Source organism: Bordetella genomosp. 4, assembly GCF_002261185.1.
GTDB lineage: Bacteria > Pseudomonadota > Gammaproteobacteria > Burkholderiales > Burkholderiaceae_B > Bordetella_A.
In genome coordinates this window covers 90,281-104,794 of record NZ_NEVQ01000013.1, presented here as the reverse complement: position 1 = coordinate 104,794, position 14,514 = coordinate 90,281, and the positions used below count along the sequence as shown (strand labels likewise).

Annotated in this window: 13 protein-coding genes; 6 read left to right on the top strand and 7 right to left on the bottom strand. The window is 60.3% G+C overall.

Annotated features, from left to right (window positions below; genetic code table 11):
• The first annotated feature begins 40 nt into the window (after nucleotides 1–40).
• Entirely contained in the window at nucleotides 41–982 is a 942-nt protein-coding gene (gene gcvA / locus CAL20_RS10735) for a transcriptional regulator GcvA (protein WP_094820997.1), read from the top strand.
• On the opposite strand, the gene CAL20_RS10730 is transcribed toward gcvA, so the two are convergent.
• The 4 genes from CAL20_RS10730 to CAL20_RS10715 all read right to left on the bottom strand — a co-directional run bounded on the left by CAL20_RS10730 (nucleotide 974) and on the right by CAL20_RS10715 (nucleotide 6,207).
• Nucleotides 974–1,858 carry an alpha/beta fold hydrolase gene (locus CAL20_RS10730; RefSeq protein WP_094820996.1) on the bottom strand — a complete coding sequence of 295 codons (885 nt, stop codon included), beginning with the start codon at nucleotides 1,856–1,858 and terminating at the stop codon, nucleotides 974–976. The two genes, gcvA and CAL20_RS10730, sit on opposite strands and share 9 nt — an antisense overlap.
• 103 nt (nucleotides 1,859–1,961) lie before the next feature.
• Nucleotides 1,962–4,043, bottom strand: a complete 2,082-nt coding sequence (locus tag CAL20_RS10725; protein ID WP_094837848.1) for an acetate--CoA ligase family protein — start codon at nucleotides 4,041–4,043, stop codon at nucleotides 1,962–1,964.
• A 5-nt stretch (nucleotides 4,044–4,048) separates the two neighbouring features.
• Complete coding sequence (locus CAL20_RS10720) at nucleotides 4,049–5,020, bottom strand: Bug family tripartite tricarboxylate transporter substrate binding protein (RefSeq protein WP_094837847.1); 972 nt, start codon at nucleotides 5,018–5,020, stop codon at nucleotides 4,049–4,051.
• Nucleotides 5,021–5,046: 26 nt separating this feature from the next.
• Nucleotides 5,047–6,207, bottom strand: coding sequence for an acyl-CoA dehydrogenase family protein (locus CAL20_RS10715; RefSeq protein ID WP_094820993.1), 1,161 nt, complete (start codon nucleotides 6,205–6,207; stop codon nucleotides 5,047–5,049).
• Between the two features lie 213 nt (nucleotides 6,208–6,420).
• Here CAL20_RS10715 and CAL20_RS10710 point away from each other — a divergent pair, with 213 nt between their 5' ends.
• Nucleotides 6,421–7,761 carry an MmgE/PrpD family protein gene (locus CAL20_RS10710; protein WP_094837846.1) on the top strand — a complete coding sequence of 447 codons (1,341 nt, stop codon included), beginning with the start codon at nucleotides 6,421–6,423 and terminating at the stop codon, nucleotides 7,759–7,761.
• A 65-nt stretch (nucleotides 7,762–7,826) separates the two neighbouring features.
• Here CAL20_RS10710 and CAL20_RS10705 read toward each other — a convergent pair whose 3' ends face one another.
• Nucleotides 7,827–8,555 carry a TerC family protein gene (locus tag CAL20_RS10705; RefSeq protein ID WP_094837845.1) on the bottom strand — a complete coding sequence of 243 codons (729 nt, stop codon included), beginning with the start codon at nucleotides 8,553–8,555 and terminating at the stop codon, nucleotides 7,827–7,829.
• A 228-nt stretch (nucleotides 8,556–8,783) separates the two neighbouring features.
• Between CAL20_RS10705 and CAL20_RS10700 the strand changes: the two genes are divergently transcribed.
• Nucleotides 8,784–9,674 carry an NAD(P)-dependent oxidoreductase gene (locus tag CAL20_RS10700; protein ID WP_094837844.1) on the top strand — a complete coding sequence of 297 codons (891 nt, stop codon included), beginning with the start codon at nucleotides 8,784–8,786 and terminating at the stop codon, nucleotides 9,672–9,674.
• Nucleotides 9,675–9,790: 116 nt separating this feature from the next.
• Entirely contained in the window at nucleotides 9,791–10,600 is an 810-nt protein-coding gene (locus tag CAL20_RS10695; RefSeq protein WP_094837843.1) for a MetQ/NlpA family ABC transporter substrate-binding protein, read from the top strand.
• A 26-nt stretch (nucleotides 10,601–10,626) separates the two neighbouring features.
• On the opposite strand, the gene asd is transcribed toward CAL20_RS10695, so the two are convergent.
• Nucleotides 10,627–11,490, bottom strand: coding sequence for an archaetidylserine decarboxylase (asd, locus tag CAL20_RS10690; protein WP_094820989.1), 864 nt, complete (start codon nucleotides 11,488–11,490; stop codon nucleotides 10,627–10,629).
• Between the two features lie 303 nt (nucleotides 11,491–11,793).
• Here asd and rocF point away from each other — a divergent pair, with 303 nt between their 5' ends.
• Both rocF and CAL20_RS10680 read left to right on the top strand, forming a co-directional pair.
• The gene (gene rocF / locus CAL20_RS10685; protein ID WP_256981547.1) at nucleotides 11,794–12,708 is read left to right on the top strand and encodes an arginase; all 915 of its coding nucleotides are present in this window, start codon (nucleotides 11,794–11,796) and stop codon (nucleotides 12,706–12,708) included.
• 136 nt (nucleotides 12,709–12,844) lie between these two features.
• Nucleotides 12,845–13,219 carry a DUF423 domain-containing protein gene (locus CAL20_RS10680; RefSeq protein ID WP_094821391.1) on the top strand — a complete coding sequence of 125 codons (375 nt, stop codon included), beginning with the start codon at nucleotides 12,845–12,847 and terminating at the stop codon, nucleotides 13,217–13,219.
• On the opposite strand, the gene CAL20_RS10675 is transcribed toward CAL20_RS10680, so the two are convergent.
• A complete protein-coding gene (locus CAL20_RS10675; protein WP_094837841.1) occupies nucleotides 13,216–14,454 on the bottom strand; it encodes a PQQ-dependent sugar dehydrogenase in 1,239 nt (412 codons plus the stop codon). The two genes, CAL20_RS10680 and CAL20_RS10675, sit on opposite strands and share 4 nt — an antisense overlap.
• Nucleotides 14,455–14,514 lie beyond the last annotated feature (60 nt).

Here is a 14,514-nt window from a genome sequence, read left to right as displayed (position 1 = left end):
GTCATTTCTCCCGGCCTTTTTGCTCTCACGAATTCCCGCCGTGTCATTGCGTATTCCTCCCCTGAACCCGCTACGGGTTTTCGAAGTCGTTGCCCGGTTGCAGAACCTCACCCTGGCAGCGCAAGAGCTGCACGTCTCGCAATCCGCGGTGAGCCGGCAACTGGCGACACTGGAGAGTTATCTCGGTGTAGAACTGTTCCGCCGCGAGCATCGGGGCGTGACGCTCACGCGGGCCGGAGCAGCCTATGCCAAGCGCGTCGCACCGGCCTTCGCGGAAATCGCTGCTGCCACCGATGGCCTGCTGCAAAACATGTCGCATAAAGTGCTACGGGTCAGGACGTACACGACATTTACGGCAAAGTGGCTGATCCCGCGGTTAGAGGATTTTCACGCCCGCCACCCCAACATCGAAGTCATCGTGAGCAACGGTGTCTCCGAGGTGGATTTCGATCGTGACGCAGCGGATGTGGCGATTCAGTTCGGCCTCGGCGGCTGGCCCAGGGTCAAGGAAGACGTTCTCTTTACTGATGAAATAGAGCCGGTCTGCTCGCCCGAGTATTTGGACAAGAACATGTCCCGACATGGAAAGCTGGAGGACTTGTTGAAAGGGCGTCTTCTGGTCTCGAAATACCGCAAGACCGACTGGACCGACTGGCTGGAAGCCAACGGACTATCTGCAGCGGCTGCGAACTCGGAACGGATGGGATTCAGTACGTCTATTTTGACGTGGCAGGCTGCGCTGGATGGTTTGGGCATCGCGATCGGCCAAAGTGCCTTGTTGCAGACGGAGTTCAATAAAGGGTTGCTCGTGCGCCCGTTCCGCCGGCCGTTGCAGCGCTCGATGTCGTATTATCTGCTGCGCCCGCAGGAACAACGATTTTCGCGCCGCGTGGCCGTGTTTCGCGATTGGCTGCTCGAGACCGCGGCACGCGAGCGCGAAGCGCTGGCCAACGGCCCCAAAGAGCCCCCAAGCCTAGGCTGAGCGTGCGCCCACCGCCGCTGGCGGCGCGAACCACCGTATCAACAGGGCGTTGACTGCATCGGCCTGTTCAAACTGCACCCAATGGCCCGAGTCGGCGATGACGTGCCACTCTCGCGATGGATGCCCTTGCGCCAGCATACGGCCGGCGTCGGCGGGGACTGCCGTGACATCATCCTCGCCCCAAGCCATGAGTATCGGTTTGTCAAAGTCCTTCAGCACATCCAGCAACGACGACCTGCGCGAAATGGATTTGCTGCGAAAGCGGGTCTTTTCGCAAGAGCGCGCGTGAATCTGCAGCGCCAGGGCGTTCACGGTATGCCGGAACGACAGCATGAACGCTCGCAGGTTCTGTGCAAATGCCTGCTCCCGTTCCTGTCCCGTGACGGCCCGCCAGTCGGACAAGGGTTCTCTGTCTCGACGAGGCCCACCGTGGCCAGCGCTACCCAACAACGCCAGGCGCTGCAATGTCGGCAGACGAGGCGCCAACGCGCCCGCGATGGCGCCGCCAAATGAAAACCCCGTCAGATACAGAGGCGCCGTTCCGACCAATCGGGCTATGCCTTGCGTCAAGGTCTCCAACAGGCGTTCGACCCTGTCCGGGTCGTACGGCGGCATATCAAAATCCTCGGAATCGCCGAAGCCCGGCATGTCCGGGATCAGGACGCGGAAATGCTCGGCCAAGACGTCGATGTTCTTGGCCCAATGCATCCACGAGCCGTGTCCGCCATGAATCAGGACCAGGGCAGGCCCCCTGCCCCATTCTCGCCACACCATTCGACAACCCTGCACATCGAACGCATGATGAATGGCGCTGGTGTCCAGACGATCCAGCGCAGCATCGGCCGCCGCAATATCTGCTGAAGAAAATTCCTGCATCACCAACCTTGTTGACCTTGGCTCATCGTTTTTCCAGGCAACGTCCCCTTTCGGGATCGAAAAAAAGCGCGCGGTAAAGCTGCGCGCCGCGCAACGTCCTCGGTCACGAACGCATGATCAAAGCATCCACGGCCATCACGCCTTCGCCTTCGGGCATCACCATCAGCGGATTGACCTCGGCCTCGCGCACGGGCAAATCAGGCGTCACCGCGAGCTTGGACAGATTGGAAATCGCGACGGCCAACGCGTCCAAATCGCCCTTTTCCTTGCCGCGCAGGCCAGAGACCGTTTTCAACATCTTGACCTCTTCTATCATTTCCTTGGCCGCTTGCACCGAGACGGGTGCCAGGCGAATGCTGCGATCACGCATCACTTCTGCCCAGATACCCCCGGCGGCCAGCATGATGATGGGACCGGCATCCACATCCACGCGATAGCCCACGAGGACTTCTGTCAGTCCCTTGCGCATCGGCTGCACCAGCACGTCCCGACAATCGACGCCGGGGGCTTTATCGCGCAGGTTCTGCTGCAGGGTGGCAAAGGCGCGCGCCAGCTCCTCGGCATTCTTGATGCCCAGCACGACGCCGCCCACTTCGGTTTTATGCGGGATGTGCGCAGAGCAGACCTTGGCTACGACGGGATAATCAAATGGCAAATTGTCGGGCGGACTGTCCAAAGGATAAGTCGCTGCCAGCGCATGCGGCACATTCAGCGTATCCAGCAGCTCGTAGGCATCGGCCTCGCTGATTGCGCAGGCGGGCTGCTCGTGATCGAGCTTGACCGTCGCAGACGGTCCCGGCGAACGGCGTGCAAGCACCGAAGCAATGGCATCGGCGCAGGCCTCTGGCGAGCGAAAGCACGGAATCTGAGCGGTCGTGAGCTGCGCCAATGCGTTGGGCGCATCGGGCACCAGCATGGCCAGCAAAGGCTTTTCGTGGCCCGCGCTGTCGATGATAGGCTTGACTGCCAAGTCCGGCTGAAAACGCGCCGATGACCCCACGACGGCGACGACCACGTCAAACTCTGGCGCCTCCAGCATGATGTCCAGGGCTTTTTTCATGACCTCGTATTTGGTCCCTGCCAAGGTGAGATCCACGACCCGCCCTGCACTGCCGGGCATGCCGGCCGCCTGCAACTGCGCTACCGTCGCTGCGGACGCAGGCTCTACGATCACGTTGCGCACACCGAGTTGATCCACCACCATGGCGGCGCCGCCCCCTGTCGTCGTCACGACTCCGACGCGCTTGGCCTGCTTGCCTACCAAAGGCAGTTTCCGGGCCAAGGGAAACACCTCGAACAGCGTCTCCAGCATTTCCACGCGAACCACGCCCAGGTCCTTCAGGAAAGCATCTGCGATATCGTCTTCGCCGGCCAGTGCGCCGGTATGCGTTGCCGCCATTTCCGCCGCAGCGCTCGATCGCCCGAGCTTGTACGCGACCACGGGTTTGCCGCGTTTTGCCGCCTCGCGGGCAAATGCCTGAATGGCATCGCCATGACGCAAGCTTTCCAGAAAGAGCACATACCCCTGGATGGCAGGGTCGTCCAGCGTCGCCATGCAGATTTCACCGACGCTGAGATCGACCTCGCTGCCTACCGATACCAAGCCCGCAAAGCCCACGCCACGTGCCTTTCCGCGAGACACCAGCGCGCCGATCATGCTGCCGCTGTGCGACGCCACAAAGACGTTGCCACGCGGCACATCGGGTTCGGCAAACGCCGCGTTCGCTGTCAGGACCAAGCCGTTACCAGGGTTGACGACACCCAGGCTGCTTGGCCCCAGAATGCGCAAGCCGCTCTTTCGACTGATCTCGCGCAGCGCAGCCTCACGCTCGACGCCGTCGGGCCCCGATTCGGAAAATCCAGCCGCCAGGATGGTGACGAGCTTGACCCCCAGGTCGGCGCATTCCTGCACGGCGGGTACTACCGTATCGGTAGGAGACAAGATAAAGACATGCTCGGGCACCTCCGGCAGCGCAGCCAGGCTAGGCCATGCTTTTTCCCCTTGCACCTCGGCACGCTTTGGATTGATCGGATAGATGGTGCCTTGAAAGCCGGACCGGCGCAGAAACTGCAGAGGACGCCCGCCTGTCTTTTTGACGTCGTCGGAAGCACCGACGAGCGCAATGCTCTTGGGATACAGCAATGCCTGACAGACGGAGGATGCAGGGGTATTGATCGATGACATAACCTTTACTTGTCCAGCTTTACGTTTTTGAATTGTTCGTTCCAGTATGCGTCCTCGGCGATCAGTTCGGCCCTGAACTCTTCAGGGCTATTGCCAATCAGCATCGCACCTTGCGGCCCCAAGACGTCAGAGAACTCTTTGGTCTTTACCGCTTTTTCGAGGACGGCGGCAAGCTTGTCCACGATGGGTTTGGGTGTCCCGGCAGGCGCCAATAGCGCATTCCACGAGTCGGATTTCATCTCAGGAATACCGAGTTCGGCAAAGGTTGGCACATTGGGCAACTCCGGCAAACGCTTCGGCCCGGCGACTGCCAGCGGATGCACAGTGCCCGCCACCAGGGCCGGCATCGCACCCGTTGCAGTCATGAACGCAACGTCGATGTTCCCGGCAATCAAGTCGTTCATGGCGCCAGAGCCGCCACCGTATGGAATATGGGCCATGTCGATCCCGGTCAATGCCTGCAATTTCAGCATTGCCATATGTTGCGTGCCCCCATTGCCTGTCGAACCGTAATTGAGTTTGCCGGGCTCTTTTTTGGCCAACGCTTTGAACTCCTTGTAGTCCTTGACTGGCAGCTTGTTGGTCGCAGCCAGTACACCCGGTGCGGAGGATATCTTCGAAATGGGTTCGAAACTCTTGACGGGATCGAATTTCTGCATCGGGTAGGTGAACTTGTTCATGACCAGGGGCGAGGCCGCGAACAATAATGTATAACCATCCGGCTTGGCAGAGGCCACCGACTCCGAAGCAATATTGCTCGTGGCGCCAGGTTTATTCTCAACCACAAAAGCGCCTTTGAGTTCCTCCTGCAAGGCCTTTGCCACCAAGCGAGCCACCACGTCGGTCGGACCGCCAGGTTGGAATCCGACCACGATTTTGACCGCTCGATTGGGATAGGCATCGTCTTCGGCCCATACGGTGCCTGCCCAACTCATCATGCCAACGGCAGCGACGGTGGCACAAATCAAACTACGCATACTGTCTCCTTCCACTCTCTTGATACTTAGGCTTTGGGCTTGGGCGGACGCTGGGAAAACGATTTCCCGAATACACCTTCCGCGATGCGGTTTTTGAGCATCTCGATAGAGCCCCCTGCGATCATCCAACCGCGAATGCGGCGCACGCAGTACTCGACCAAGGCCTCTTGGCTAAAGCCCATGCCGCCCATGACCTGCAATGCCTCATTGGCCGCGAACCAGCCCGCTTCGTTGCAGGCCAATTTGGCCATGGCGGTGCTCTGTGCAGACGGCAAACCGTGCTCGCCTTCCAAGGCGGCGCGATACAAGAGCAATTGCGCTTGCTCCAAACGCATCCACATGTCCGCGAATTTCCATTGCAAGCCTTGGAATTCGCACAGCTCGCGGCCAAATTGTTTGCGTGTGAGCGCGTGTTCGCGAGCGATATTGAACGCGTGACGGCCTAGCGCCAGAGAGCGCGAAGCGTTACCCAAGCGTTCCACGTTGAAACCCGAAATCTGCTTCTTGAAACCGCCAGGCCCCAGCAGCACGTTCTTGGCGGGAATACGCGCGTCCTCGAAGTACAGCTGCGACCACTGTTCACCGTTCATGAACGAGGCCGGTTTACCCACCGTAAATCCCGGCGTGCCGCGCTCGACCAGCACCGAGCCGATGCCATCGAGACCCGGGCCAAAGCGTACATAGACCAAAAACAATTCAGCTTCCGGACTGTGGGTGGAGAAAATCTTGCTGCCGTTGATGAGGTAATCGTCGCCATCCTGACGCGCGGACGTCTTCAGCTCTGTCACGGCCGAGCCGGCATCGGGCTCGGTCATTCCAAGCGAAATCAGTTTGCGTGCGCCCAGCAGATCGGGAAGGAACCGTTCTTTCTGCTCGGGGGTGGCGTATTCGACAAAGGTACGGATGGGGCCGAAATTGCCTGCCTGTACGATGTCGGCGCTCTTGGGGCAGACCAGCGCGACCTCCTGGATCGCCAATACCGCGTGCATGAGCGAGCCGCCCTGGCCACCGTCCTCCTCCGGGAACGCGATACCCAGCAGCCCCTGTTCTGCCAACATCTGGGCAGTTTCCCACGGGTATTCCGGCGAATGCGCGCGCTCCAGTGCGCCTGCGGCCAGGCGATCCTGGGCAAAACGCCTTACCGAGTCGGCAAAGGCCCGGTGTTCCTCGTTTAATTCAAAATCCATCTTTTTACTCCTGCGGTGGATGTGTCGATGGATAAATCATCGCCTGCCTGGCCCGTCGAGAAAACTTCGCATTGCGCCTAGCGCCATGACAAAAAGTCATCGCAAAGATGGCGTTGATATGATCAAAGGGCATGACAACGCGCAAAATAAACAGTGGTGAAATCGCGCCGCAAGATCGACCATAGCGTCTACTGCCGCACACTCAGGAAAGCGATGACTGCACTAGAAACCTTTGCCGCCTTTGGCGCCAGCCTGCGCAACCAGAACCTGACCGAGGATGTCCTGCACCACGCCAAACGCGCTGTCGTGGATTGGTACGCCTCCCTGCTCCCGGGTGCGGTACTGCCGCCCGCGACCCTGTTGGAACAAGCCTATGCAGAAGACATCGGACGGGGACCATCCCGTCTAGCGCTAGGCCAGCCCGCCACCTCTCGCGCCGCGGCGCTCATCAACGGCACCGCCGCGCATACGGCCGAAGTCGACGACATTTTCAAAGACGCGATCTATCACCCTGGCGCGCCGACCATAGCTGCCGCCCTAGCTGCAGCGCAGGAAACGGGCGCTAGCGGCCGCGATTTTCTCCGCGCCGTGGTGGTGGGTTACGAGATTTCTACGCGCATCGGCGCCGCGCTGGGACGGACTCACTACAAATTCTGGCACAACACCGGGACGGTCGGCACCTTTGGCGCCGCCGCAGCGGCCAGCAGCCTGTATGGCCTGGAATCCCGGCCGTTCACCCACGCGCTGGCCACTGCCGCCACCTTTGCCAGCGGGCTGCAACAGGCCTTTCGAATGGACTCCATGTCCAAGCCGCTGCATTCGGGCCGTGCGGCCGAAGGCGGCCTGGCCGCCGCCCAGATGGCGCGAGCCGGGGTTACCGGTTCGCTGGACGTGCTGGATGGCGCCGCAGGCCTGGGGTACGCCATGAGCAACGGCCCGGACTGGCAGCCTTTCCTTGCAACCCTGGGCGAGACCTTCAATATCACGCGCATGACCTTTAAAAATCATGCGTGTTGCGGCCATACGTTCTCGCCCATCGATGCCGCGTTAGTCTTGAAAGACCGGCTTCAGGCCGCGCCGGACGACATCGCGCAGATCGACGTGCACACCTATGCCCCTGCGCTGGACGTGGCCGGAAACCCCGAGCCCCAAACTGCAGCCGAGGCGCGTTTCAGTATCCCCTTTGTTGTCGCCTCTGCCGTGGTGTATGGCAGCGTACGGCTGGCGGCCTTTGATGAGGCACGTCTGAAAGACCCCGCCCTGCGTCAGCTGATGTCGCGTATCCGCCTGCATGTGGAGCCCACCCTCGATGGTCTGTTTCCAGGTCAGCGTGCTGCGCGGGTCGATATGCGCCTGACCAACGGTACGCAGGACTCCTATCTGCAGCCTCATCGTAAAGGCGATCCGGAACTGCCCCTGAGCGATGCCGATCTGAGCGGCAAGTTCGATGAATTGGTGGCTCCCGTCCTAGGACAAGAACGTGCCGGCGAGCTGTTGCGCAAGCTGTGGTCGCTGGAACACGCTGCTCGGCTCGACCTCGACGCAACGCGCTAAATGACTGAGGGAGGCTCAGCTTTGCAGCTGGCCTCCCTCAGTGGCTAACACACTAGATGATGCGATCAGCCTTCTTGGCTGCTGACCTGCGGGGCCGCGCTATTGGCCTTTTTACGAGCCGCGAACAAGCGGCCCAGGCCCACCACCAGCAAGGCACCGATGACTTCCGCCGCGATCTTGACCGTGCCGGAGATCTCGCCGAAGCGCTCGACCACAACCACATCGGTCACCAGCATGCCACCCGCGATCCAGCCCAGCAAGGCCGCGCCGAACGTGACGACCAGCGGATAACGGTCGATCAGTTTCAGCACCAGCGTGCTGCCCCAGATGATGATGGGTACGCTCACCACCAGACCAAAGATCACCAGACCGATCTGATGCGACGGGTCAGCCATTTGGGCCGCGCCCGCAATCGCGATCACGTTGTCCAGGCTCATCACAAAGTCAGCCACGATGATGGTCTTGACTGCGGCCCACACGGACGCACTGCCCTGGATGTTGCCATGGGCGTCTTCCTCGGGGATCAACAGTTTGATACCCACCCACAACAGCAGCAGCGCGCCAATAATCTTCAGGTAAGGAATCGTCAACAGGGTCAACGCAAAAGCGATCAGCACTACCCGCAGGCCAATAGCCCCGGCGGTGCCCCACAAAATGCCCTGCATGCGCTGTTTCGGCGGCAGGTTGCGGCAGGCCAGTGCAATAACCACGGCATTGTCGCCACCCAATAGGATGTCGATAAGAATGATCTGAAACACTGCGGCCCAGCTAAGGGTCTGCAAAAACTCGAGCATGCAATCTCCGTGTTGGTATTAATCGTCAAAGCGTTGTTTTAGCATTTCTTACAGCAACCTGAACATAACCTGACGGCATTTCTTACAAAAAACTTAAATTTTCGTAACTTGTATGATCGATATTCGTCATTTACCCTGTGCGGAACAGACAGTTGTTCTGTCACCGTTTTTTGCAGTCTAGCTGTCCTCGGCAAGAATATCGGGGCTTTTCGTTAAGTGAATTCGTTGATGAATACCGGGAAAGACACTGTAGGCATGATCGGCGTAGGCCTCATGGGCCACGGCATTGCCAGCAATATCATCAAACATGGCTACCCCTTGGTACTGCTGGATCACCCTGGCAATCAGCCGGTCGACCAGCTGCTGGCCGCCGGCGCGGCCAAAGTCGCCAGCCCTGCGCAGGTCGCCCGGCAGTCCAACGTAGTCATCCTCTGCGTCACTGGCACGCCGCAGATCGAAGATGTCTTGTTCAGTCCCGATGGCCTGCTCCAAGGCCTGCGGCCCGGCACCATCGTAATTGATTGCTCCACAGCCATCCCATCGTCGACCGAGCGCATCGCCCTAGCCATCACCGAGGCTGGCGGCCTGTTCCTGGATGCGCCCATGACCCGCACGCCCAAAGAGGCGGCCGAAGGCCGGCTGAATCTGCTGGTGGGCGGTGATCCCGCCTTGTTCGACCGGTGCCTGCCGCTACTGCGCTGCTATGCCGAGAACATCACCCACGTCGGTGCGATCGGTGCCGGCCACCGCATGAAACTGATCCATAACTATGTCTCGCTGGGCTGCGCCGCCGTCATCGCAGAGGCTGCCGCCTGCGCCCAACGCGCCGGCATCGATGCCCCCGTCCTGATCGACGTCCTGGCCAAAGGCGGCGGCGCCGGTGTCGCACTCGAGCGCCTGCGCCCCTTTATCGAATCCGGCGACGATTCGGGCATGCGTTTTTCCTTGTCCAATGCGCATAAGGACCTGGGTTACTACACCACCATGGCCGAGGAAACGGGTGCCGCCCATGGCGCGGCCGACGCCATCGAGCAGCTCTTCAAACAAGGCGCGAACGACACTGCGCCGCAAACTACCCTGCCGCATCTGGTGGCACTGCTGGCCACAGGCAAACCGTAGTACCGCCGCCATCGCAAAGGGGAGCCCCACTCGACGCCAGGGGCATCCCTCAAAAACAAGCCTGCCTGCGGCACAATGGCGCTTTTCCGATGACGGTATTGGATAGGCGTCGCGCGATGAATCGTTTCTTGACATTTTCCTTGGTTGGCTTGCTCAGCGCCGTGATGCTGGCAGGCGGCGCTCAGGCAGCGCAGGACAAGCCTCTGCGCATCGGCGTGATTCCCAGCGTAGCCAATCAAGCCACCGAGATCGCCATCGCCGAAGCCGCCAAACAAGGCATCGAGGTCAAGCTGGTCGAGTTCAGCGATTGGGTCATGCCGAATACCGGCGTTGCCGAGGGTGCGCTGGACGCCAATTTCTTTCAGCACGCGCCGTTTCTGCAACTGTTCAATCAGAGCCGCGGCACAAAACTGACGCCGATCGCCTATGGATATTCGACCACGATCGGCCTGTTTTCAAAGAAGCTCAAGCGCGGCGACCCTATTCCCCAAGGCGCAAAGATCGCCATCCCGAATGACCCGGTCAACACGGGCCGGGCGCTGCTGCTATTGCAGTCGATGGGCTTGATCAGCTTGCGTCCCGGTACGGATCACCAGGCCTCGTTGCAGGATATCGTCGCGAACCCGAAGCAATTGAACTTCATTCAAGTCGAGGGCTCGCAATCCGCGCGCACGTTTGATGACGTGACCGCCTCGGTCACCTACACCACGTTTGCCAAGCACGCCGGCATCGACGAAAAAGACGGCTTGGCGTTCGACAACACGGATGCGGACAACGTGCGCCGCTATGCCATTCGCTGGGTGACCACGCCTGAGCATGCACAAGATCCGCGGCTGCTGCAGTTCATCAAGATCTATCAGCAATCGCCCGAGGTAAAAGCCAAGCTGCGCCAGCTATACGGTGATTTGATCGATTTTCCGTGGTAGGGCGTTGCGCGAGCGATTGGCAGCCCTTAATTGGGCAATGCCAGCAATTCGCCCATGCGCACCGGACCACGTACCGAGGGTGTGTCCGTCCAGCGCACGCGATTGGGCCCAAACAGGACAATCACGGTGGACCCCAGCAGGAAACGCCCCATCTCCGCCCCTTTGGCCAAGTGGATCGGCGTACGGGCGGACTCGTCGTAGCGCACTGAACGCACCTTGCGCTTGTGCGGGGTCACCAGCCCGGCCCAGACCGTTTCGATCGACGCGACGATCATCGCGCCTACCAGCACCATGGCCATCGGGCCATATTCCGTGTCGAATAAACAGACCACCCGCTCATTACGCGCAAACAACTCAGGCACGTGGCTGGCAGTCAGGGGATTGACCGAAAACAGTCGCCCCGGCACATGCACCATCTCGCGCAAGGTGCCGTCACACGGCATATGCACGCGGTGATAATCGCGCGGCGACAGATACACCGTCGCGAAATCACCGCCCATGAATTCCGCCGCGCGGGCCGAATCGCCGCCCAGCAATGCAGTCAGGCTGTAGGAATGTCCCTTGGCCTGAAAAATACGGCCATGTTCAATACGTCCCAGCTGACTGATCGCACCGTCGGCCGGACACAGAATGCTGTGCGGCTCGGCGTCCAACGGACGGGCATCGGGCTTTAACGCGCGCGTAAAGAACTGATTGAACGTGTCGTACGCCAGCGGATCCTCGACCAGCGCCTCGGTCATATCCACCCCATAGCGACGCACGAAACGCGAGATCATCCAGTTTTTGACCGCAGGCGTGCGGCAATCGGAGGCCAACCCCATCAGGCGCGACACCAAATGGTGCGGCGCAGCGTATTGGCTAGCGAGGAAGATCTGGTCTTTGAAGTGCATGGAATCCGGTGAAAACAACGTGGCGCGGCCGCAGAGGCGGCTTCGGGCTACGGATGTTACTTGTTATAGACGTGTAGCGCCAGCGAGGAGATCGATTCGATTGGTTTCGCCCGTGTTGACTTCAGCAGATAATAGGGGTCAACGCAATCGTGGCAACCGCTGGCGCGCTATGCGGATGTTGTCGGGGACCGCCGTCATTCTGCATAGGCGGCAGATCGCAACATCATGTTCTTCGTTGCCCCAAACTACGAGGCCTGCTCTGTGCTGATATCCAATCCGCCCCCTGCCGTCCGTGCACTGACAATGATCGGCGTGCCCACCGATATCGGCGCAGGCTCGCGCGGAGCCTCCATGGGGCCAGAGGCATTGCGTGTAGCGGGGCTCGGCCCTGCCTTACAGGCATTGGGATACGACGTGGAAGATGCCGGCAATTTGATTGGCCCAGCGAATCCCATGCTGCCGCCGGACAATGGCTATCGGCATCTGACAGAGGTGATTGCTTGGAATCAAACCCTGCACGACGCGGTCTACGCCGAACTGCAGCGCAGCCGGCTGCCTATCACGCTGGGCGGCGATCATTGCCTCGGCATGGGTTCCATCAGCGCGGTCGCCCGGCACTGCCATCACGCTGGCAAACCACTGCGCGTGCTGTGGCTGGACGCACATACCGACTTCAACACCCAGGCGCTGACGCCCTCTGGCAATCTGCACGGCATGCCTGTGGCGTGCCTGTGCGGCCAAGGGCCGGAGCCATTGACCACTCTCTCCGGCCAAAATCCGGCGCTGCATCCCGAATGGATCCGCCAAATCGGCATACGCAGCGTGGACGAGGGAGAGAAAAACCTGATCGCCGACGCCGGCATCGAAGTCTATGACATGCGCACCATCGACGAGATCGGTATGCGGTCCGTCATGGAGGCCGCATTAGCGGATCTCACACCTCATACCCACTTGCACGTCAGCTTCGACGTAGATTTTCTCGACCCCGAAATCGCACCTGCCGTTGCCACCAGCATTCCCGGCGGCCCCACCTATCGCGAAGCACAACTGTGCATGGAGATGATTGCCGACACCGGATGCCTGGGATCGCTGGACATTGTCGAACTCAACCCGGCGCTGGACATCCGCAATAAAACTGCGATGCTGGCAACCGAACTGGTGCAAAGCCTGTTCGGCAAATCCACGCTGATCCGGCGCACCGCCCAATCGCGTGTGTAATGTCCGGCCGCCGCCCCGCAATAATGCCCGCTTGCCGCCACGCAAAAAATGGTTGGCACACCTGCCGGCGTAATCCGGCCATTCGCGTGGATAATGCAGGCCTATTGCACCTTCGCTTGATCAAAAGGATATGCCCGTGACCGAACGCCAACTCATCATCCTCGCCGCCCTGAACATGATCGCCGCCGTCGGCGCCGGCGCATTTGGCGCCCATGGCCTCAAACAAATGATCAGCGCCGACCTGCTTGCCGTCTGGCAAACCGGTGTCCTGTATCACCTGATCCATGCGGTGGGCTTGTTCGTCGTTGCGTTGCTAGCCGCCCATTTCGGCTCCAGCCTGTTCTCGACCGCCGGGATTCTCATGTTTGCCGGCATCGTCCTATTCAGCGGCAGCCTGTATCTGTTGGCGCTCACCGGTGCGCGCTGGCTGGGCCCGATCACGCCGATAGGCGGTGTGGCCTTTCTGGCCGCATGGGCCTTGGTAGCGTGGGCAGCCTGGCGTTCGGCTTAAGAGCCTGCGCCCGACGGAGCCACCCGCAATAGCTTGCCATCGCCCGCATCCGTCAACACATAGACATAGCCGTCGGGTCCCTGCCGCACATCACGGATGCGGGCGCTCAGATCGTCCAGCAGGCGTTCTTCTCCAACGATTTTTCCGTCTTTGAACTGCAGGCGAATCAACGCCTGCGCGCCCAATGCACCAATGAATAGCGAATCCTTCCACGCAGGAAAACGATCCGCCGTATAAAAGGCCATGCCGCTGATCGCGGGCGACTTCTTCCACCAATACACCGGCCCCTGTCCGCCGTCGAGCGTTTTACCCTTGGCTTCCGGGATCGCGAATCCCGAATAATTAATCCCGTACGTCGCCAACGGCCAGCCGTAGTTTTGACCGGGTTTGATGATATTGATCTCATCACCGCCGCGCGGGCCGTGCTCGTGTTCCCACAACTCGCCCGTCCACGGATTCAGCGCCATCCCCTGCGGATTACGCATCCCATACGTCCAGATCTCGGGACGCACATTCGCGCGGCCCACAAACGGATTGTCCTTGGGAATCGAGCCGTCGGCGGCAATCCGCACGATCTTGCCTTGCAGCTTGTCCAGATCCTGCGCAGTAGGACGCTGGTTGTTCTCGCCCAAAGCAATAAACAACAAACCGTCGCCATCAAACACCAAACGGCCGCCGAAATGCTGCCCCGTAGAAAGCTTCGGCTGTTGGCGGAAAATAACCTGGAAATCCTCCAGGCCGCGCGCGTCCTTGGCCAGACGGCCACGCCCGACAGCCGTGCCTGCCTTGCCATCCTCGCCCGCTTCGGCATAAGACAAATACACTAAACGGTCATTGCCAAAGTCGGGCGACAAGACCACATCCAGCAAACCACCCTGCCCCGACGCATACACCTTGGGAATTCCCTGCAAGGGCACGGACAGCACCCCTTGCGCATTCACAACGCGCAACCGGCCTGCGCGCTCGGTCACCAGCATGCCGCCGTCCGGCAAGAACGCCAACCCCCACGGATGCTCCAGGCCCTCGACCACAGTCGTTACCTGCACCTTGCCCTCGGTAAAAGCAGGCGCCTCGATAGACACTTGAGTTTGTGCTTGTGCCTGCGACACAGCAGGGACAGTCGCCCAGAACGTCGCAGTCAACGCGGCAGCAGCCAAGGCAGCGGACCTTGCGGGCAGCAACGGCACAGTACGCAGGGGAGTTTTCGGGAAGAAACGGCAGTACGAATCCGGCATAGGGTCTCTCGATGAATCAGGTGGAGGGAGGATGTCAGACTGGCGTACCATACCAAGCAC

What these genes read in the sequence shown, in the direction of transcription:
- CAL20_RS10730 (WP_094820996.1), bottom strand. Translation starts at nt 1,858, where the DNA reads ATGCAGGAATTTTCTTCAGCAGATATTGCGGCGGCCGATGCTGCGCTG.
- CAL20_RS10725 (WP_094837848.1), bottom strand. Translation starts at nt 4,043, where the DNA reads ATGTCATCGATCAATACCCCTGCATCCTCCGTCTGTCAGGCATTGCTG.
- CAL20_RS10720 (WP_094837847.1), bottom strand. Translation starts at nt 5,020, where the DNA reads ATGCGTAGTTTGATTTGTGCCACCGTCGCTGCCGTTGGCATGATGAGT.
- CAL20_RS10715 (WP_094820993.1), bottom strand. Translation starts at nt 6,207, where the DNA reads ATGGATTTTGAATTAAACGAGGAACACCGGGCCTTTGCCGACTCGGTA.
- CAL20_RS10710 (WP_094837846.1), top strand. Translation starts at nt 6,421, where the DNA reads ATGACTGCACTAGAAACCTTTGCCGCCTTTGGCGCCAGCCTGCGCAAC.
- CAL20_RS10705 (WP_094837845.1), bottom strand. Translation starts at nt 8,555, where the DNA reads ATGCTCGAGTTTTTGCAGACCCTTAGCTGGGCCGCAGTGTTTCAGATC.
- CAL20_RS10700 (WP_094837844.1), top strand. Translation starts at nt 8,784, where the DNA reads ATGAATACCGGGAAAGACACTGTAGGCATGATCGGCGTAGGCCTCATG.
- CAL20_RS10695 (WP_094837843.1), top strand. Translation starts at nt 9,791, where the DNA reads ATGAATCGTTTCTTGACATTTTCCTTGGTTGGCTTGCTCAGCGCCGTG.
- asd (WP_094820989.1), bottom strand. Translation starts at nt 11,490, where the DNA reads ATGCACTTCAAAGACCAGATCTTCCTCGCTAGCCAATACGCTGCGCCG.
- rocF (WP_256981547.1), top strand. Translation starts at nt 11,794, where the DNA reads ATGATCGGCGTGCCCACCGATATCGGCGCAGGCTCGCGCGGAGCCTCC.
- CAL20_RS10675 (WP_094837841.1), bottom strand. Translation starts at nt 14,454, where the DNA reads ATGCCGGATTCGTACTGCCGTTTCTTCCCGAAAACTCCCCTGCGTACT.